Genomic DNA, 18,187 nt, shown 5'->3' with positions numbered 1-18,187 from the left:
ATCAGGGATCCCGCTGCTCGGCGTTACTGGTTACCGCCGGCGGGATATCCGGATCACGAGCCTGCTCACCGGCGTTGCCCATGCCCTGCGGACGCACGCCATCCACACCGTCATCTTCCTGATGCTGGTCATCAATGCGCACACTGGCCGTCATGCCCGAGCTCAGGTAGACGCCGTCAGGGATATGATCGATGGCGATATCCACGGGAATTCGCTGGGACAGGCGCACCCAGGTAAAGGTCTGCTGCACCTGAGGCAAAAGCTGCCCATCGGGTGTTGTATTGGTATTGGCGATCCCGCGGCCGATGCTGACGACGTGACCGTGCATCTTTTGGTCTCCCCCCATCAGCCAGACACTGGCATCATCACCGATATCGATCGAGGGGATCTTGGTCTCCTCGAAATAGGCCGTGATGTAGAAGGAGCCGTTGCGCACGATCGACATCTGCGCATTGCCCTGGCTGACATAGTTGCCCTGGCGCAGATGCAGATTGATCACCGAGCCATCCACCGGTGCTTTCACCACGCTGCGCTCAAGGTCGATGCGGGCACTGTCGAGCTGCGCCTGTGCCAGATCACGCTGCGCCCTGGCAATCTGCGCATTGAGCCGTGCGGTCTCGCGATCCTCGGTACTGATGGCGTTGCTGCCCAGGTTGCGGCGGCGCTCATACTCATGTTCGCTGAGCTGCCAGGAATACTCCCGGTTGGCAAGCGTGGCCTCGGCCTGACGCACGGCCGCCTCGTAGCGCTTGTGATTGACGGTAAAGAGCACATCACCAACCTTCACCTGCTGATTGTCATGGGCATCAAGATCCATGACCCAGCCCGAGACGTCAGGGGCGATGGTGACGATATCAGCGCGAACGCGAGCATCGCGCGTCCACGGCGTATACATGTAGTACTGCCACAGCCAGACACCCAGCGCGATGGCAATGGCGGCCAGCACCAGCGTAATGAAGACTCTAATAATCGTGCGCATTCAGGTTTCGCTTCTACAACACATGACTTGAAAGGTAGGTCACCACGGCCAGCACAATCACGAACAGACTGACGTCAAACCACGCCTCCTGCCATACCCAGCGTGTCAGACCCGCCTTGTGCATCAGGGTTCGCAGCAACGCCGAAATCGCCAGAGACACCAGCGCAAACAGCAGCATCGGACTGATGAAGACACCGCCAATGGAAAGTTCACGCAGTAACACGCCCTTCTCCTGTTTCTGTTCCATCAAGGTCATCAGTCATGAAAGCAGTGCTCATGATGGCGGACTCACCGGTAATGAAGTGCCCAAAGCATAGTGCAGTGCCGCCGACCCGGCGCTGTTAAAAACCCTGTTCCTGTCGAATAAGCCGGTCAGCAACCGAGATATTGTACGCGTCATGCTCCGTGAAGGCATCGCAGGAAAAGGCACGCTTGTTCAAGCTCGCTCATTCATATGGATCGTACAGCGCATGGTAACCGGCATAAAAAAACCGGCTTCCTTCTGGAAGCCGGTTCATTATATGTCTTGAACGTCATAGGGACGATCAGGACAGGCACTTAGAAGCTGTAGGCGATACCGGTTGCAAAACCATCACCTGTATCTTCTTCACGATCATACTTGGCGCCTTCCAGCCATACATACATCTGGCTGCTCAGGTTGTAGGTCGCGCCGAGAATGAATTCATTATAGCTCTCGTCATCACCCTGATCGACTCCAGCGAAATTGCTGGGGTCAATCAATGCAACCGCGTTGCGATCGGCATCAACATACTGGTAAGAGCCGTAAAGGTCGCCCATGCCATAGCTGTAACGCGCACCAAGACCGTAGCGGTTGGCATCGGCATCGTCAGCCCACTGGCCGTGCAACTGCTCCCACTTGGCAGACACGCGCAGATCATCGTTCATCTGCCAGGTCGCGTTCAAACCGAACTGCTGACCATAGTCATGCTCATCACCATCAGTTTCGATATATTTGAAGTTTTTCAGGTCATCATAGACTGCTGCCAGCGTCCAGTCACCGACCATGTAACGCAGGCCACCGAACAGGGAAGCACTGCCGTCATCATCAACAGCAAAACTACCATTCTGAAGACCATTGACCGGCTCACCATCGTCATTCAGATCAACAGTGCCGTTGAGATAAGCATCCTGGAAGGCTTGAGTATCTTCAGCGTCGCCATAATAACGGGTACCAATAGCGAACTGGAATCCAGCGGTCACCGGTGAGGTATAGGTGACCTTGTTGGCTTCCTGCCAGGTGCTGCCACCGATATCACCGCTGCTGTCGGTGTTATTGAAATATTCATTGTTGGAGACGGGATCCTGAACCCAATCATCGATCAGGTTATCCCAGGAACCAATACGCACATCACCGAAGTTGCCGGTCAGACCCAGGTAGGCCTGGTCACCCTTGGAAAGACCTGAACCATTCGAATTGGAACCACCTTGATCGTAATAACCTTTCTGCCGATCGGCGTTGAACTCGAATTCGGCACGGAAATAACCCGTCAGGTTCGGGTTGATAATATGTTCGCCACGGAACCCGATGGTCGACCTGTTGTCAAAAAGATCATCTTCTGTTGAAGATTGACCTGTAAAGTTACCATCAGCATCTTCTTGAGCTTCTTTAGTGCTTTTCCAGCCCAACTGAACGTTACCGTAAACGTCCAGCTTGGAACCGTCCTGATTGTAAACCGTGGCCGCCTGGGCACCAGCCGCCATCGTGCCGAGCGCACCGGCAATCGCAGTCGCTAAGAGCGTCTTTTTCATCTTGGTTTTTCCTTAACTGGCTAACTGTTCGATTGTCTGCCGTAGCAGATGCCCGACGCCGGTAACGTTCGAGCTGTTATTGTTTGTTGCTCGCCGAGCTACCTTATAACGGCGTTTTCACTAACGCAACAAGAAAAAAACAGCGTTTTCGTTCTTTTTACTATTGGACTAGAACGCCGCTCCTAAGCCGGTATTCTGGGATAAAATCGTTACTTTTATATGACAAACTCTTTTGTATAACCAAAAAAAAAGCGCCCTTATCGGGCGCCCTTTTTGGTAAAAACAAAAAACATCAAAGCGTTACATCATACAAATATATGCTGGCAAAACGCGTGCCATTTAGTTTGCAGCTTAACGATTAATGCCTTCCATTTTTTCTATTTAACGCTGATGACGATGTGCCAACTCGGACATCTTTTGTGCCAATCTGCGCTTTTGCTTTTCGGCCTCTCGCTCCTGCTGACGATCCTGTAGGCGCTTGAGCTGCTCCTTGGCATGCCGGGCATCTTCTTCCTCGACTTTGCCGGCCTCCTGACCTTCCAGATCGATACGCGCTGCGTTGACCCGTACCGACTTGAGATAGCGGGGCAAATTGACGTAGCCCGCCAGCGCCCGACGAATCAGCTTTTCGCTGTAGGGCTCGCGAGCCGAAAGCGACTCATGGATCCCAATGGCCAGCGGCCGGGTATGACGCTCGAAAAAGGTCTTGGGGTAGCGACGATACCACTGCTTGAGAAGCGCCTGAGGAGAGATGTCTTCCCGGGCAGGCTCAAGCGGTGCTGTTTCAACAACTTCGGACATGTTCTGCTCTGTAGGCGTGGATGATTCGTCTGGCGCCGGCGGCAAGGCGTCGGGTTCTACTGTCACCTCGGAGATGGGCGAACGAGAGACGTCACTGTCGGGCGCTTCCGTACTGCCGGTTTCTGCCCCCTCAGCGGTCACGACAACGCTCTCTGAAAGGCTGTCTGGCGGTACAGGCTGTGCAGACGAGGTCTCATTGTCAGCACCCGACATCTGTTGAATGCGTGTCAGGCGAGCCATCAGCTCCCGATTGGTGTTTTCAAGCTCCCGAATGCGGGTTCTTGCACTCTCCAGACGTGCTTTCAGATCGCCTGCCTGCTGCTCAAGCGTGCTGAACACTTCATCTAAACGATCGCTCACGCCCATCTCCCAAGCCTTTTCATGATGGTGTCTGTCTTCGACACCATCGAACCATACATTATTTTATGGGACCTGCAGCCAGCATCCGGCAAGCCAGTATCAGGCCTGTGCAGCGTCGTTTCTTTCATAGCGCACAAAGTCGTAGCCGGGCTGCCCCTCAGTGGGCGAGCCTGCTACCCGCTCCACTTCCTGCCAGTGCTCATCCAGCGAAGGGAAATGGGTATCCCCTTCCACCTCGACATCAATTTCTGTCAGATAAAGTCGGGAAGCGCAAGACAGTGCCTGCTGATAAATCTCGCCCCCCCCGATGACCATGATCTCCTCATTGCCCTCGATCATGGCCTGATCGTCTGCCAGCGCCAGCGCGCTTTCCAGATCATGGCATACCCGCACGCCGGGATGCTCAAAGCTCGTATCGCGTGTGACCACAATATTGAGACGGTTGGGCAGCGCCTTGCCAATGGAGGCAAAGGTAGCGCGTCCCATCACCACCGGCTTGTGCAATGTGACTGCCTTGAAAAACTTCAGATCCTCGGGCAAATACCAGGGCAGCTTGCCCTCGACGCCGATCACACGATTGCGTGAAACCGCCGCAATCATGGCAATGGGGACCAGTGTTTCCTGCATGATCTCGCTCTCCGGTCGCATTAGACGGCCACCTGGGCGCGAATGTGCGGGTGGGGGTCATAGTCGTCGATGGCGATGTCTTCAAAGCGGAAGGCAAAAATGTCCTTCACGTCAGGATTGAGCCTGAGTGTGGGCCGCGGCCTTGTGGCACGCGTTAACTGAAGGCGCGCCTGCTCCATGTGATTGCTGTAGAGATGCGCATCACCCAGCGTATGAATGAATTCCCCCGGTGCCAGATCACACACCTGAGCCACCATGTGGGTCAACAGCGCATAGCTTGCAATGTTAAACGGTACCCCCAGAAAGATATCGCCACTGCGCTGATAAAGCTGGCAGGAGAGTTTGCCCTCCGCCACAAAGAACTGAAAAAGCGCATGACAGGGCGGCAACGCCATCTCATCGACCAGCGCCGGATTCCAGGCCGAGACAATCAGGCGCCGGGAATCGGGGTGGGTCCTGATCTGCTCGATGACCCGGCTGATCTGATCCACTTCCCCGCCTTTGGGCGAGGGCCAGCTGCGCCACTGATAGCCATAGACCGGACCCAGCTCGCCGTCATCATCGGCCCAGGCATCCCAGATCGAAACACCATTGTCCTTGAGATAACCAATATTGGTATCGCCGCTTAAAAACCAGAGAAGCTCGTGAATGATCGAGCGCAGATGCAGCTTCTTGGTGGTCAGCAGCGGAAAGCCCTGCGAGAGATCAAAACGCATCTGATGACCAAAAATGGCGCGCGTCCCCACGCCCGTACGATCATGCTTTTCCACGCCATGATCGAGCACCTGCTGCATGAGTTCGAGATAGGGCTGCATGTACTTGAACCGTTTATATCCGTGAAGAAGAACGCGCGTCGTCAACGTTTTGACGACGCGACCAGATGACCAGCACCACTCCCAAAAGCAACATGGGAATGCACAGCAGCTGACCCATGGTCAGCCAGTCGAAAGCGATAAAGCCAAGCTGCGGGTCGGGCCGGCGGAAGAACTCGACAAAAAAGCGAAAGGCGCCATAGCAGATCAGAAACAGTCCCGAGATCAGCCCACGCCGACGCGGCGTCTGCGAGACGCTCCAGAGAATGCAAAATAGCACCACGCCCTCAAGGGCAAACTCGTAAAGCTCGGAAGGGTGACGCGGCTCGGGGCCATAGAGAGGGTACACCATGCCCCAGGCCACATCCGTCACGCGTCCGGGCAGTTCCTGATTGATGAAGTTACCTAGTCGACCGGCGCCCAGACCGATGGGCACCATCGGCGCAATAAAGTCAGTGAGCTGAAAAAAGGTCAACTGATGACGACGCGCATAAAGCAGTGACGCAATGAGCACGCCGATAAGCCCGCCGTGAAAGCTCATGCCGCCTTCCCAGACCTTGAAAAGCCAGAGCGGGTTGGCCAGAAACTGCTCCCAGCCGTAAAAGATGGCGTAACCTATACGCCCACCCAGCACTACCCCAAGGGCGCCGTAAAAAATGATGTCACCGACCTGGTCCCTTGTCAGCCCAAGTCGCTCGGCGCGCACGCGGGCCAGCCACCAGGCGCCGACAAAGCCCACCACATACATCAGGCCATACCAGTGAATGGCCAGCGGTCCAAGCGAGACCGCTACCGGATCAAACTGCGGATGATGAAACATGCAACCTCCCCTGCAGAAGAGCCCTATCAGACCCGACAACATCGCCCCTGTCGGGGTAATGCCAACGACAGCGGCGAGTCTACCATGACCATCAGGCCTTTTCGCCCTTACACCAGCGCTCGTCTGCTCCTGCACGGCGCGTTAAGGTAGCCAGACGTTGATCAAAAGGGCCGCCATGAGACTGCGCAATACCATACTGTTGACCATCATCTGTCCTCTGCTGTTAACGCTTGCGACCTTCAGCGCCGTGGCGCTCTGGGTACTGGAAGACAACATGCAGCAGCGTCAGCAGGAAGAGGTACGGCTGATTGCCCACGGCATCCGCCTGCCGCTGACCCGGGCACTGGCTCGCCACGAGCCGCAGGCCCTGCAGGAAGGGTTGAGCACCACCTTTTCACTCTCAAGACTCTATGGTGCCTTTGTCCTGTCGCCTTCAGGTCAGCAGATTGCCGGTGTCGGCCTCGCCGGTGGTCTGCAGGATGAGGCCATGCTGCAAAAGGCGATCAGTACAGCCAGGGAAGCAGAAGGCTATTCGCAGCAGAGCGGGCAGAACTTCTACATCTATCTGCTGCCGATGACGAACGCTCAGGGTGACGTGCTGGGCGTTTTGCAGATCAATCGTCTGGCCACCGGCATCGAGCGCTACATGAGCCTCATGACCATCGTGGCACTGTTGCTGGCCGCGGTTGTGGGCATTCTGGTCGTGCTGATGGTGTGGTGGGGCTTTCGCCGCTATGTGAACCGTCCGGTCAACAGCTTCTATCGCAGCATGAAGGCCGTTCAGGGCGGCAATCGGCTGCACCGCATGACGCCCGGGGGCGCCAGAGAGTTTCGCGAACTGGGTGAGGCGTTCAATGCCATGCTCGATGCCGTGGCCCACAAGGAACAGGAGGTCCGCGCGCAGCAGCAGCAACAGCTTGCACTGGAGCGAAGCCTCAAGAAATCCCGACGGCTGGCAGAAATTGGCGTACTGGCCGCAGGTGTGGCCCATGAACTTGGCTCGCCGCTAACGGTCATTGATGGACAGGTTCAACGTTTGCAGCGCCGCGATGACCTGCCCGATGACGCCCGCCAGCGGCTGACGCGAATCCGCCACGAAACCCGGCGCATGGAGGCCACCATCCGCCAACTGATGGACATGGGCCGTCGTCATACACTGCATCCGGAGCAATGCTCTCTGGGGCACATGATCCATGAGGCCGAGCGGCTGGCCCGCGACGCCCTGCATCTTGAAAAGACTCATCCACGACTTGTGGTACATCTCCCGACAAGAGATGCCATTACCGTGGATCGACAGCGCTTTCAGCAACTGCTGGATAATCTGATCAAGAATGCCTTCCAGGCCGGCGGTGATGACGTCGTTATTTCAGCGCACTATTCAGCCACAGGCGTGGTTCTGCGACTTGAGGATAACGGACCGGGCATTGAAGCGAAGCACCGCAGTCAGATCTTTGACCCCTTCTACACCACTCGCGGAACCGGCAAGGGAAGCGGTATGGGCCTGACGATCGTGCACCGTGTAGTAGAAGATCACGGCGGCCACATCACGCTGGAAGAGAGCCCAATGGGCGGTGCTGCCTTCGTGATCACCCTGCCCGCCGAGACCCTGTTGCCGCCTGAGGCCCTCGCAGCCGAGGACGCAACGCCCGACGGCAACAAAATGGAAAACACGGACCACACCGAGGATGCCATGCCACGGAACCACGGCCATGACTGATCAGATCCTGATTGTCGAAGATGATGCGGCCATTCTCGAACTCCTTACCGAGGAGCTCGAGGAGGCCGGCCATATCGTCACCGGTGTCGACAGCGCTGAGCAGGCCATGACGCTGTCTGAAACAACAGGGTTTGACGTCATCATCAGCGATATCCGACTGCCGGGCATGGATGGCATGACGCTATTGGCGTCACTGGCACAGCAGCCCGACCGGCCCGCCGTCATCATCATTACCGCCTTTGGCAGCATCGAACAGGCCGTGGATGCCCTGCAACGGGGCGCCGATGACTTTCTGACCAAGCCGCTGGATCTTGATCAGGTGCGCGCCAGCGTCGCCCGGCTGAGCCAACGGCGCGTCCTGAAAATCCGCCAGCAGGCCAGTGAAAATCGCGAGATCTTTCACCTGGACGAGCTCTCCAGCTGCACGCCGGCCATGTCAGCCCTTTTCGAGCAGGCCCGCCGGCTTGCTGCGCAGCAGGCCGCCGTCCTGATTCTGGGAGAAAGCGGTACCGGCAAGGAACTGCTGGCGCATGCCCTGCATCGGGAGAGCCCTCGCAGAGAGGGTCCCTTTGTGGCCGTCAACTGTGCCAGCATCGCTCCGGATGTCATGGAAAGTGAGTGCTTTGGCCACGTCAAGGGCGCCTTTACAGGTGCCATTGCCCACCGCCGTGGCCTGTTTCAACAGGCCCATGGTGGAACGCTGTTTCTTGATGAAGTCGGCGATATGCCGCCTGCCCTGCAGGTCAAACTGCTGCGCGTTCTGCAAACCCATTGCGTCAGGCCCGTGGGCAGCGAAGAGGAACAGCAGATCGATATTCGCATCGTGGCGGCCACCAACCGCTCACTCGCGGAGCGCATCGAGACAGGGCACTTTCGCGAGGACCTGTTTTATCGACTTGAAACCTTCAGTCTGACCCTGCCGCCCCTGCGTGAGCGCCCCGATGACATTGCCCTGCTGGCCGAGCACTTCATCGAGCGTTACAGCCGGGAACAGGGACGACACCCCATGACGCTGTCGCCCTCGGCACTATCGCTGCTATGGGCCTATCCCTTTCCCGGTAACGTCAGGGAGCTGGACAACGCCATTTTACGCGCCGTCACCCTGGCCCAAACGAATATCCTTGAACCCGATGATTTTCCCGAACGCTTTCGCCAGGCAGCAACCACTCGCGAAGGCCATGACGCTCAAACTCAGGAGTGGCTCAGTCTTGAGCAGATGGAGCAGCGCTACATTCAGCGCGTGCTTGACGCCGTTGATGGCAACAAGCGCCGTGCTGCCGATATTCTGGGTATCGGCCGCAAGACGCTCTATCGCCGTCTGGAAGAGCGGGAGTAGCCCTGGCCTGCCCTTCCGATCCGACATTCAGGTCATAACCCTGCGACATTAACTGGAAACCAGTGTGATCCCCTTCTGGCGCTGCTCATGTCGACGGGCACGTCGCTCGGTCAGCACGGTGGAGTCTCCCAGGCACAGCAGTCGTGCCCAGCCATTTTGGCGTACCAGCAGATACAGCAGTACCGGCAGCAGCAGCATCAAGAGCCAGCGCGGCGCCAGCGCCTCTACCAGGCCATGGTGATCAAGCGTGACCTGAATGCTCAGGTGCAGGAACATGATCACCATGGAGGCTTTCCCTATCAGGCCCACGACCCTGGAGACCACCGGCACGCGTGCGAGCTGTCGCGACAGCGCCATCAACACAAGGGTTATGGCAAAAGCGCCCAGAAGGCTCAATACCGGCATCCCGTAATCGGCATACTTCATGTCCATCGTAAAATGTGGATCGGCGTGAACGCACCACATCGACAGTACGCCAATACCTGCGGTCAGCAGCAGCACACGCGGCCTTTCGACATCAATCCGGTAATGCGCCACCAGATGCCCCAGATAAAAACAGGGCGCGGCCATCAGAACCACGTTGAAATTGCCTATCAGCCAGAGCTCTCTGAAAAACCACTGGTTGACCGTGGCAAGCCCGAGCATGGCCAGCATGATAATGCCGGTAGTGCGCAATGACAGACGCGTCAGCAACACATTGATCAGCTGCTGCGTCGCCCAGAAACAGGTCACGAACCAGAAGGCGGCCAGCCCCGAGATCAGGGCACGTCCGCCCAACACCATATTCAGCAGCGCCTGTGACAATGTCTGATCGCCATCCAGCGACTGATAGAGTACGGGCATATACAAAAGGGCCATGAAAAAACCGTAGGGCACCAGCAGATGCAGGCTTTTGCGGCCCAGATACGCCCTGAGGTCGGCATTCGGTCTAAAGAGGTAGCCGGCAATGATGAAAAACAGCGGCATGTGAAATAAAAAGAAGAAATCCCGCACAAACCCGGACGTCATGTGGGCGTACACCACCATCATGATGCCAAGTCCTTTCAGAATATTGATCCATTCAAGTTTTTTAGCCATGGGCAGCCACTATCCGTTGACGTCGTTGCTTCAGAGAGGAGCAACGACCATGCCAACATGACTGACCATGAAGGAAATTTTCAAGCAATTGTTTTTGAAAGATTTTTAATGGGGGAAATCGTGCTGGCAGGGTTCCGGACAATCACATTGCGTGTGTCACGACGACACATGGGTCGTCACGACACACGATCGCCATGGGTCAAAACGACACGCACCAATATCATAATCAGTCCCGGGGGGGGAGCAGATGCGCCAGTTCCCACTCTTTCATGCGCTGATAAACCAGCTCGCGCGTCTCGGTCAGCGAATGCAGGGCCAGTACGTCGTTGACCAGATTCTGCGCCCCCTCCATCGAGACACGTCGTATCGCGGCACGCACCCGCGAAAGATTGGGGGCATTCATTGAGAGTACTTGATACCCCATACCCATTAACAACAGCGCGCCGATCGGGTCCCCCGCCAGCTCGCCACACACCGAGGTAGAAACGTTCAAGCGCCGGCTTTCCCGGGCAATGTAATCCAGCGCCCTGAGCACTGCCGGCTGGCAGGCATCATAGAGCCCCGAGACGCGCGCATTGTTACGATCGACTGCCAGCAGGTACTGAATCAGATCGTTGCTGCCCACCGAGAAAAAATCAACGCGCGAGGCAAGCGCCTCCAGCTGATAGATCACCGCGGGCACTTCAAGCATTACACCCAGCAGCGGGCGCTCGATCTGAACGCCGTCATCACGCAGTTCCTGTATCGCGCGATCCAGTAGACGACATACCGTATCGACCTCTTCGACGCTTGTGACCATCGGCAGCAGGATACGAAGGTTATCCAGCCCCTCGGCGGCTCTGAGCATGGCGCGCAGCTGCACCATCAGTACTTCAGGGTGATCCAGCGTCACCCGGATACCGCGCCAGCCCAGAAACGGATTGTCTTCTTCGATGGGAAAATAGGGCAACGACTTGTCGCCGCCGATATCCAGCGTACGCATGACCACGGGCAGTGGGGAAAATCCCTGAAGCTGCTCGCGATAAATGCGCGTCTGCTCTTTCTCGCTGGGAAAGCGCTGATGCATCATGAAGGGCACTTCGGTGCGATAGAGCCCTACCCCGTCGATTCGCGCCGCAGGCGAGCCACTCATTTCCACGGCCAAACCGGTGTTGATCATCAGCCGGATACGAAACCCGTCGCTGGTTTCACTGGGCAGGGACTGCTCGCTTTCGAGCATCGAGGTGAGCGCTTTTTCTTCCTCGATCATGCTCTCGTAGCGCACCAACAGATCCGGCTGCGGGCGCAGGATCAACCGACCGCGATAGCCATCAACGATCATGGGCGTGCCAGCCAGCCGGGAAATGGGCAGATCGTTCATGCCCATCACGGCCGGGATCCCCATGGCCCGGGCCAGAATCGCCACGTGAGAAGTGCTTGAGCCACGCAGCGCTACCAGACCTGCCAGCTTTTCGCGCGGAATTTCACCGAGCTGTGCAGCGCTGATCTCGTCACCGACCAGGATGGTGCGCTCGGGATAGACGGGCTTGCGGGCGCTGCTGTCCTTTTGCAGATGAGCCAGAACACGACGTCCCAGATCACGAATGTCTGCGGCGCGCTCACGTAGATAGTTGTCATCCACGCGCTCGAGATAGTTGACATGGCGTTGTACCACCCGCGACAGCGCATAGGGTGCCCACTGCCCCTCCCGGATACGCTTTTCGACCTCATTGCCCAGCGCGGCGTCCCCCAGCATCTGCTGGTAGACATCAAAAAGCGCCTGCTCCTGTGCCGAAATACGACTGGCCAGCCGCTCCGCCGCCTGACGGATATCGTGACGAACGCAGTCGATGGCCTCGCGCAGACGCATGACCTCGGCTTCGATATCGTCGGGCACACGCTCGGGCACTGCCTCGAGATTGGCCGATGGCACCACCACAAAGGCTTCCCCGATGGCCATACCGGGTGCCGCCGCAATGCCGTTGAGAAGCGCCTGAGTGCCCGGGTCGCTCAATCGCGCCAGCGCCCCGGTCGACAGGGCATGCACCAGCACACCGGCCAGCTGGGCAGCCATGGTGATCAAAAAGGCTTCTTCACCCTCACCGAACTGGCGTTTCTCGCGCTGCTGTACGACCAGTACGCCCAGCACGCGCCGCTGATGAATGATGGGGACGCCAAGAAAGCTTGAATAGCGCTCCTCGCCGGTTTCGGCGAAGTAGCGGAAATGGGAATGCGACGGGGCCTCCTCGATGTTGAGAGGCTCTTCGCGCTGACCGACCAGACCCACCAGCCCCTCCCCCGGTTTCAGGGTGACCTGACCGATGGCCGAAGCATTCAGGCCGATGGTATCCATCAAAATGAAGCAGTCACGCTCGTCATCGCGCAGATACACCGAGCAGACGTCGGTCTGCATTGCCTTGCGTATGCGCCGCACAATGATCGACAGCGCCGCATCCAGGCTGCGAGCGCCATTAACCTCCTGAACGATGCGGCGAAGAATTTCGAGCATGGCGTTATATTTTCATCCCTGTATATCTGCCATGTCCGCTCGCCTGTACAAGGCAGACGAACGGACACGTCAATGGCCGCTATTGGCCGGCCGCATCCACCGAACCCTCTCCCGGTAGACGCGGCGCCAGCTCTCGCAGGGCGCGCCGATAGACGTCACGCTTGAAAGACACTACCTGACCCAGAGGATACCAGTAACTGACCCATCGCCAGCCGTCAAACTCGGGCTTGGGCGTGGTATCCACACAAATGCTTGATTCCTGACATCGCATGCGCAACAGGAACCACTTCTGCTTCTGGCCGATGCAAAGCGGGCGCGAATGGGTACGAATCAGTCCCTTTGGCAGTCGATATCTAAGCCAGCCACGCGTACAGGCCAGTATATCGACGTCATCGGGATGCAGGCCGATCTCCTCTTTCAGTTCTCGATACAAGGCGTCATGAGGTGTCTCATCTTCCTTGATCCCACCCTGTGGAAATTGCCATGCATTCTGTCCTACCCGTCGTGCCCACAGCACCTGACCACCGCAGTTGGCAATAATGATGCCAACGTTGGGCCGGAAACCGTCGGGATCGATCACGACTTGCCACCTTTTGAAAATAGATTACAGGCATTCTTCCACAAAGCGCGAAAGCGCATCAATATGCTGCGCGCAGGCAGGCGCGAGTTGTTGCGCATATTAAAGCGCGATCATCTTTGTAATAATGAAATTAAACAAACCGACCCTTGCCTTTGATGGGAGCCTTCCCCTTGACGCTGGCCATTTTCGATCTCGACAACACACTGCTTGGCGGCGACAGCGATCACGCCTGGAACGATTTTCTGGTGGAACAGGGCATTGTCGATCGTGACCATTTTCGTCGTGAAAATGATCGTTTCCATCGTGCCTACGATGCCGGCACGCTGGATATCCATGAATATCTGGCCTTTGCACTTGAGCCACTGGCCCGCCACAGCCTAACAGAGCTTGATGAACTGCACCGGCACTTCATGAAGGATCGCATCGACCCCATCATCCTGCCTCGTGGCGAGGCGCTGCTGGAGGAGCACCGTAGCCGCGGTGACCGGATCCTGATCATCACGGCCACCAATCGCTTTGTCACCGGCCCCATCGCAAAAAGGCTGGGCGTTGAGCACCTGATCGCCGTGGAGCCCGAGATGGAAGCTGATCGCTACACCGGACGCGTAACGGGCATTCCAAGCTTTCGCGAGGGCAAGATCACCCGTCTGGAACAGTGGATCGAGGCGCACGACATTTCGCTTGAGGGCGCCTTTTTCTACAGTGACTCTCAAAATGATCTGCCGTTGCTTGAACGGGTCGACAACCCCGTGGCAGTCGATCCGGACCCGGTACTGGCTGACGTTGCCCGACAGCGGCACTGGCAAATCATTACCCTGCGGGATCGCGACGAACGGCGTGATTCCCTATAATCGACATATCCATCGCGGAGTGTGTCACTTTGACACCATTGGTTGAACCGGACAGGCATTGACAAGCGCCCTCCCCGATCGGGGCCCGCCCTCCGGCCAGACCATGGAAGTGCCGTTCGACCCAGCGCGTCCTGTTTGTCATCTACCCATCCATGACGATGACTCCTCGGTGTGTAATGCCCCGTGTCATGTCAGGATGACAGATCAGGACGCAAATCTCGCATCAAACCGAGCGTGAGAAGCCATGGCAGCAACGACGTATGATGTCCTTATCGTGGGTGGCGGCGTATCAGGCACTGCCCTTTTGTATGAACTGGCTCGATATACCGATGTCAATGCCATCGGTCTGATCGAGAAGTATGACAAGGTTGCCATCGTCAATTCGCATGGTCGCAACAACAGCCAGACCATTCACTGCGGCGATATCGAGACCAACTACACGCTGGACAAGGCGCGCACGACCAAGCGCACCGCCGGCATGGTCATCAATTTCGGCACCAAGCTGGCCGCCGAAGAGCGCGACCACATCATCTATCGCTACCCCAAGATGGTGCTGGGTGTTGGCGACAAGCAGTGTGATTTTTTGCGCAAGCGCTTTGACACCTTCCGTGAACTCTTCCCGAACATGCGTCTTCTGGAGCGCGACGATATCGCCGCCCAGGAGCCGAAAGTGGTGGAAGGCCGAGACCCTGCAGAGAAGATTCTGGCGCTGGGCTCTGCCAACGAATATACGGCCGTCAACTACACCACGCTGTCCGAAGCCTTTGTAAAATATGCCGAGCAGGATGCCGAGAAAAAGGGCATGACCTGCGATCTGCATCTTTCCACGCCGGTTCACAGGATCGAAAAGGAAGGCGACCTTTTCAAGGTCACTACGCCCAACAAGGGTACCCTGCAGGCACGCTATGTCGTTGTTGCCGCCGGCGGTCACTCGCTGCTGTTTGCCCACCAGATGGGCTATGGTCTGGACAAGTCCTGCCTGCCGATGGCCGGGTCGTTTTATTTCACGCCCAGGGTACTCAACGGCAAGGTCTACACCATCCAGAACGAGAACCTGCCCTTTGCGGCCGTACACGGTGACCCGGACGTACTGGTCGAGGGCAAGACCCGCTTTGGCCCCACAGCCCTGATGCTGCCGTTGCTTGAGCGCTATAACAGCAAGACCTTTACGGAATTTCTGCGCGTTTTCCGCTTCGACGGCAGCGTGGCGAAGGTCTTCTGGGATCTGCTCAAGGTTCGCGATATTCGCAACTACGTGTTCAAGAACTTCATGTATGAAGTGCCGGTGCTGCGCGAGAGGCTCTTCCACCAGAGCATCAAGAGCATCGTACCAAGCCTGCGCGCCGAAGATGTTGAGTTTGCCAAGGGCTTTGGTGGGGTACGTCCCCAGCTGATCGACAAGACGGCCAAAAAGCTGGTCATGGGCGAGGCCAAGATCGACCCGGGTACAGGCATCGTGTTCAACATGACACCCTCGCCCGGTGGCACCAGCTGTCTGGGCAACGCCGAGAAGGATCTGTATCTGGCGCAGAAATTCCTGGGCTTTAACATCGACAAGGAAGCCTTCGAGCGCGATTTGCTGATGGGTGAAGTCGAACTTCGAGGGCTTGATGAGGCACCGCAGATGTCGCCCGAGAAGTCATCTCATGGCGAAGATCTTGATGCCGAGCAGGAAAAGGAAAAAGAAGACAAAAGCGTCGGCCCCGGCGTCTGATGGTCGGCAAGCAATTGCTGGCATAAAAAAAGGCACCCTGAGGTGCCTTTTTCATGTTAACCACAATGCTTGTCGATACGGCGTGATCAGGCGCTGGCATTCAAACGCTGGCGCTTGATGGCACTCGAGATCAGACCCATCGTGATCAGGGTCAGCACAACGAATCCGACCAGCGTCCATCCGGGCAGGGAAACGCCCAGAAAGCTGCCTTCGATATCGGCACACTCTCCCGAAGAGCTTAACACGGTGGCAATCACGCTTTTCAGCGGCAGCACTTCCATCATGTAATCCAGTCCCGGTCCACAGCTGGGCACCTGATCCGCGGGAAGATGCTGCAGCCAGACATGACGACCGGCCAGAAAGATGCCGGCGCCGGCACCGATCAGTGCCAGCACACCATAGAGGCTGCCGCCCCATCCCCGGGGGTTATGCAGCGCTCCGATGATCAGCGGCACCAGCGCCGCCAGCACGGCCACCCGCTGAAAGGTACACAGCGGACAGGGTTCAAGCCCGAAGCCATACTGCAACACCAGCGCGAAGGCCAGCATGGCAATACAAAAGACGCTGCCAACAAGACACCATTGGCGTGCCGACCGATTCAACAGATTCGTCATGCGTGATTCCCACCGATTTTACGTTGTCATTTCGTTATTGAGCGCCATTATTGACCTTCAATTGACGCGCATGTTCGAAATAACGCCGCATAAAGGTCGAAAAATCAACATCGTCGCCCTCTTCCGTTTCACGCTGCTGCTGATGGGAGGTTTCCACCAGCTGATCAAGCAGCGTGTCACGCGCCGGATCCATCGGCGTATCGGCAAACCACTGTGCATGTTCACGGGCACGTTCCAGCGACCAGGTCACGAAATCGCTGCCACTGTCCTGCATTTGCTGGTGCATGCGCCCGGCCGGGGTCTTCTCGGGGTGATGAATCAGCTTACGCAGCTCGGTCAGGGCCTTTTGATGGGAGGCGCGCTCATCAGCGCTGTCCATCAGTTCGGCGATGGGGACCATGGCATCAAAAATCTCTTCCAGGCACTCGTGCAGAGGGCGATCACCGTGGGCAAAGGACAGCATCAGTGACGCGTCACGCCCTCCACGAACCACGTGTGCCCGATTGTCATCGAGGCGGTCACACTCTTCATCATTGATCCAGGGACTGGGCGACAAAAGGCACCAGACGAGGAACGTGTCGATAAAGTGAATCTGCTGCTCATCGATGCCCAGCGGCGTAAACGGATTGAGATCCAGACAGCGCACCTCGATATATTCCACGCCGCGCGACTCCATGGCCTGAGTCGGCGTTTCATCATGGCGTGCCACACGCTTGGGACGAATATCGCTGTAGTACTCGTTTTCGATCTGCAGCATGTTGGCATTGAGCTGACGCCACTGCCCATCGACTTCGACGCCTTCACGCTCATAAGCGGGCCACGGCGTGACAATGGCATGGCGCAGGGTACCGATATAGTTTTCAAGCGAGTTGAAACAGATGCGCAGCTGAGACTGCACCTTGTTTTGATAGCCCAGATCGCTCATGCGAAGCGTGGACGCCGTATCCGAAAGCTCCGTTTGCCCGCCATGAGGCAGCAGCCCGGCATCGCGTCCTTCCAGAAAGCTGCGATCCACGGCGGGCGAGGCACCAAACAGATACATCAGCACCCAACTGTTACGGCGGAAGTTGCGAATCAGGTCAAAATAGCCGCGCGAGCGAAACGCCTGGGCCGAAACTGCCTGCTGACCGTCAATGTCCTGTAGATGCGTCCAGAGCTCATCGGGCAGCGAAAAGTTGTAGTGAATACCCGCGATCGACTGCATGATGCGCCCGTAGCGCATATCCAGACCGTTACGGTAGACCCGCTTCATGGTACCTACATTGGAACTGCCGTAATCGGCAATCGGCACGCTATCGTTGCCATCGAGTTCTGCAGGCATGCTCGAGGGCCAGATGAGCTCCTGTCCCAGATAGCGATAGCTGTAGCGATGCAAATCTCCCAGAAAGGCAAGCGCATCCGATGGCCGGGAAAATACCGGCGTGATGTACTCCAGCAGCGACTCGGAATAATCGGTCGTGATGTAGGGATGGGTCAGCTTCGAGCCCAGAGCATGCGGATGGGGCGTTGACACGATATGCCCCCGAGAATCCACGCGCAGACCTTCCTTTTCAATGCCTCGGCGAATGCGGCCAAAAAGGCCCTGCTGCGCCGGTGCGCTCAATCCATCGATGCGGCGAGTGAATTGCTCGGACAAGGTTG

General features: G+C 57.2%; 16 protein-coding genes. 4 read left to right on the top strand and 12 right to left on the bottom strand.

The window, feature by feature from the left end; translation table 11 throughout:
- Position 1: 1 nt before the first annotated feature.
- From Q0931_RS02350 to lgt, 7 genes are all read right to left on the bottom strand, one after another.
- On the bottom strand, positions 2-979 hold the full coding sequence (locus Q0931_RS02350) for an HlyD family secretion protein (protein ID WP_299256871.1): 978 nt from the start codon (positions 977-979) through the stop codon (positions 2-4).
- 13 nt (positions 980-992) lie between these two features.
- On the bottom strand, positions 993-1,226 hold the full coding sequence (locus Q0931_RS02345) for a DUF1656 domain-containing protein (protein ID WP_299256869.1): 234 nt from the start codon (positions 1,224-1,226) through the stop codon (positions 993-995).
- A 311-nt stretch (positions 1,227-1,537) separates the two neighbouring features.
- On the bottom strand, positions 1,538-2,749 hold the full coding sequence (locus Q0931_RS02340; protein WP_299256868.1) for a porin: 1,212 nt from the start codon (positions 2,747-2,749) through the stop codon (positions 1,538-1,540).
- A gap of 381 nt (positions 2,750-3,130) precedes the next feature.
- Positions 3,131-3,910 carry a ProQ/FINO family protein gene (locus Q0931_RS02335; protein WP_299256866.1) on the bottom strand — a complete coding sequence of 260 codons (780 nt, stop codon included), beginning with the start codon at positions 3,908-3,910 and terminating at the stop codon, positions 3,131-3,133.
- Between the two features lie 99 nt (positions 3,911-4,009).
- Positions 4,010-4,537 carry a dihydrofolate reductase gene (locus tag Q0931_RS02330; protein ID WP_243409228.1) on the bottom strand — a complete coding sequence of 176 codons (528 nt, stop codon included), beginning with the start codon at positions 4,535-4,537 and terminating at the stop codon, positions 4,010-4,012.
- Between the two features lie 20 nt (positions 4,538-4,557).
- Positions 4,558-5,352 (bottom strand): thymidylate synthase, encoded by a 795-nt coding sequence (locus Q0931_RS02325; protein ID WP_299256862.1) that lies wholly within the window; start codon positions 5,350-5,352, stop codon positions 4,558-4,560.
- 13 nt (positions 5,353-5,365) lie between these two features.
- The gene (gene lgt, locus Q0931_RS02320; RefSeq protein ID WP_299256860.1) at positions 5,366-6,169 is read right to left on the bottom strand and encodes a prolipoprotein diacylglyceryl transferase; all 804 of its coding nucleotides are present in this window, start codon (positions 6,167-6,169) and stop codon (positions 5,366-5,368) included.
- A gap of 175 nt (positions 6,170-6,344) precedes the next feature.
- Here lgt and Q0931_RS02315 point away from each other — a divergent pair, with 175 nt between their 5' ends.
- Both Q0931_RS02315 and Q0931_RS02310 read left to right on the top strand, forming a co-directional pair.
- Positions 6,345-7,886 carry a HAMP domain-containing sensor histidine kinase gene (locus Q0931_RS02315; RefSeq protein ID WP_299256858.1) on the top strand — a complete coding sequence of 514 codons (1,542 nt, stop codon included), beginning with the start codon at positions 6,345-6,347 and terminating at the stop codon, positions 7,884-7,886.
- Positions 7,879-9,222 (top strand): sigma-54 dependent transcriptional regulator, encoded by a 1,344-nt coding sequence (locus Q0931_RS02310; RefSeq protein WP_299256856.1) that lies wholly within the window; start codon positions 7,879-7,881, stop codon positions 9,220-9,222. Before Q0931_RS02315 ends, Q0931_RS02310 begins: the two co-directional genes overlap by 8 nt.
- Positions 9,223-9,270: 48 nt before the next feature.
- Here the strand turns inward: Q0931_RS02310 and Q0931_RS02305 are convergent, their stop codons facing one another.
- The 3 genes from Q0931_RS02305 to Q0931_RS02295 all read right to left on the bottom strand — a co-directional run bounded on the left by Q0931_RS02305 (position 9,271) and on the right by Q0931_RS02295 (position 13,367).
- Positions 9,271-10,299, bottom strand: coding sequence for an acyltransferase family protein (locus tag Q0931_RS02305; RefSeq protein ID WP_299256854.1), 1,029 nt, complete (start codon positions 10,297-10,299; stop codon positions 9,271-9,273).
- Positions 10,300-10,525: 226 nt separating this feature from the next.
- Entirely contained in the window at positions 10,526-12,787 is a 2,262-nt protein-coding gene (gene ptsP, locus Q0931_RS02300; protein WP_299256852.1) for a phosphoenolpyruvate--protein phosphotransferase, read from the bottom strand.
- 79 nt (positions 12,788-12,866) lie between these two features.
- Positions 12,867-13,367 (bottom strand): RNA pyrophosphohydrolase, encoded by a 501-nt coding sequence (locus Q0931_RS02295; protein WP_299256850.1) that lies wholly within the window; start codon positions 13,365-13,367, stop codon positions 12,867-12,869.
- 170 nt (positions 13,368-13,537) lie between these two features.
- Between Q0931_RS02295 and Q0931_RS02290 the strand changes: the two genes are divergently transcribed.
- Positions 13,538-14,218 (top strand): HAD family phosphatase, encoded by a 681-nt coding sequence (locus Q0931_RS02290; protein ID WP_299256848.1) that lies wholly within the window; start codon positions 13,538-13,540, stop codon positions 14,216-14,218.
- A 244-nt stretch (positions 14,219-14,462) separates the two neighbouring features.
- Positions 14,463-15,932, top strand: a complete 1,470-nt coding sequence (locus Q0931_RS02285; protein WP_299256846.1) for an FAD-dependent oxidoreductase — start codon at positions 14,463-14,465, stop codon at positions 15,930-15,932.
- A gap of 86 nt (positions 15,933-16,018) precedes the next feature.
- Here Q0931_RS02285 and Q0931_RS02280 read toward each other — a convergent pair whose 3' ends face one another.
- Together Q0931_RS02280 and gshA are read right to left on the bottom strand one after the other, a co-directional pair.
- Positions 16,019-16,546 (bottom strand): disulfide bond formation protein B, encoded by a 528-nt coding sequence (locus Q0931_RS02280; RefSeq protein ID WP_299256844.1) that lies wholly within the window; start codon positions 16,544-16,546, stop codon positions 16,019-16,021.
- 34 nt (positions 16,547-16,580) lie between these two features.
- Positions 16,581-18,182 carry a glutamate--cysteine ligase gene (gene gshA, locus Q0931_RS02275; protein ID WP_299256842.1) on the bottom strand — a complete coding sequence of 534 codons (1,602 nt, stop codon included), beginning with the start codon at positions 18,180-18,182 and terminating at the stop codon, positions 16,581-16,583.
- Positions 18,183-18,187 lie beyond the last annotated feature (5 nt).

Source organism: uncultured Kushneria sp. (assembly GCF_947497025.1).
Lineage (GTDB): Bacteria > Pseudomonadota > Gammaproteobacteria > Pseudomonadales > Halomonadaceae > Kushneria.
Note: the sequence above shows the minus strand (reverse complement) of the source record. Positions and strands in the feature narration are given on the sequence as shown.

What these genes read in the sequence shown, in the direction of transcription:
- Q0931_RS02285 (WP_299256846.1), top strand. Translation starts at nt 14,463, where the DNA reads ATGGCAGCAACGACGTATGATGTCCTTATCGTGGGTGGCGGCGTATCA.
- Q0931_RS02345 (WP_299256869.1), bottom strand. Translation starts at nt 1,226, where the DNA reads ATGGAACAGAAACAGGAGAAGGGCGTGTTACTGCGTGAACTTTCCATT.
- ptsP (WP_299256852.1), bottom strand. Translation starts at nt 12,787, where the DNA reads ATGCTCGAAATTCTTCGCCGCATCGTTCAGGAGGTTAATGGCGCTCGC.
- lgt (WP_299256860.1), bottom strand. Translation starts at nt 6,169, where the DNA reads ATGTTTCATCATCCGCAGTTTGATCCGGTAGCGGTCTCGCTTGGACCG.
- Q0931_RS02305 (WP_299256854.1), bottom strand. Translation starts at nt 10,299, where the DNA reads ATGGCTAAAAAACTTGAATGGATCAATATTCTGAAAGGACTTGGCATC.
- Q0931_RS02325 (WP_299256862.1), bottom strand. Translation starts at nt 5,352, where the DNA reads ATGCAGCCCTATCTCGAACTCATGCAGCAGGTGCTCGATCATGGCGTG.
- Q0931_RS02315 (WP_299256858.1), top strand. Translation starts at nt 6,345, where the DNA reads ATGAGACTGCGCAATACCATACTGTTGACCATCATCTGTCCTCTGCTG.
- Q0931_RS02280 (WP_299256844.1), bottom strand. Translation starts at nt 16,546, where the DNA reads ATGACGAATCTGTTGAATCGGTCGGCACGCCAATGGTGTCTTGTTGGC.
- Q0931_RS02310 (WP_299256856.1), top strand. Translation starts at nt 7,879, where the DNA reads ATGACTGATCAGATCCTGATTGTCGAAGATGATGCGGCCATTCTCGAA.
- Q0931_RS02350 (WP_299256871.1), bottom strand. Translation starts at nt 979, where the DNA reads ATGCGCACGATTATTAGAGTCTTCATTACGCTGGTGCTGGCCGCCATT.
- Q0931_RS02330 (WP_243409228.1), bottom strand. Translation starts at nt 4,537, where the DNA reads ATGCAGGAAACACTGGTCCCCATTGCCATGATTGCGGCGGTTTCACGC.
- Q0931_RS02340 (WP_299256868.1), bottom strand. Translation starts at nt 2,749, where the DNA reads ATGAAAAAGACGCTCTTAGCGACTGCGATTGCCGGTGCGCTCGGCACG.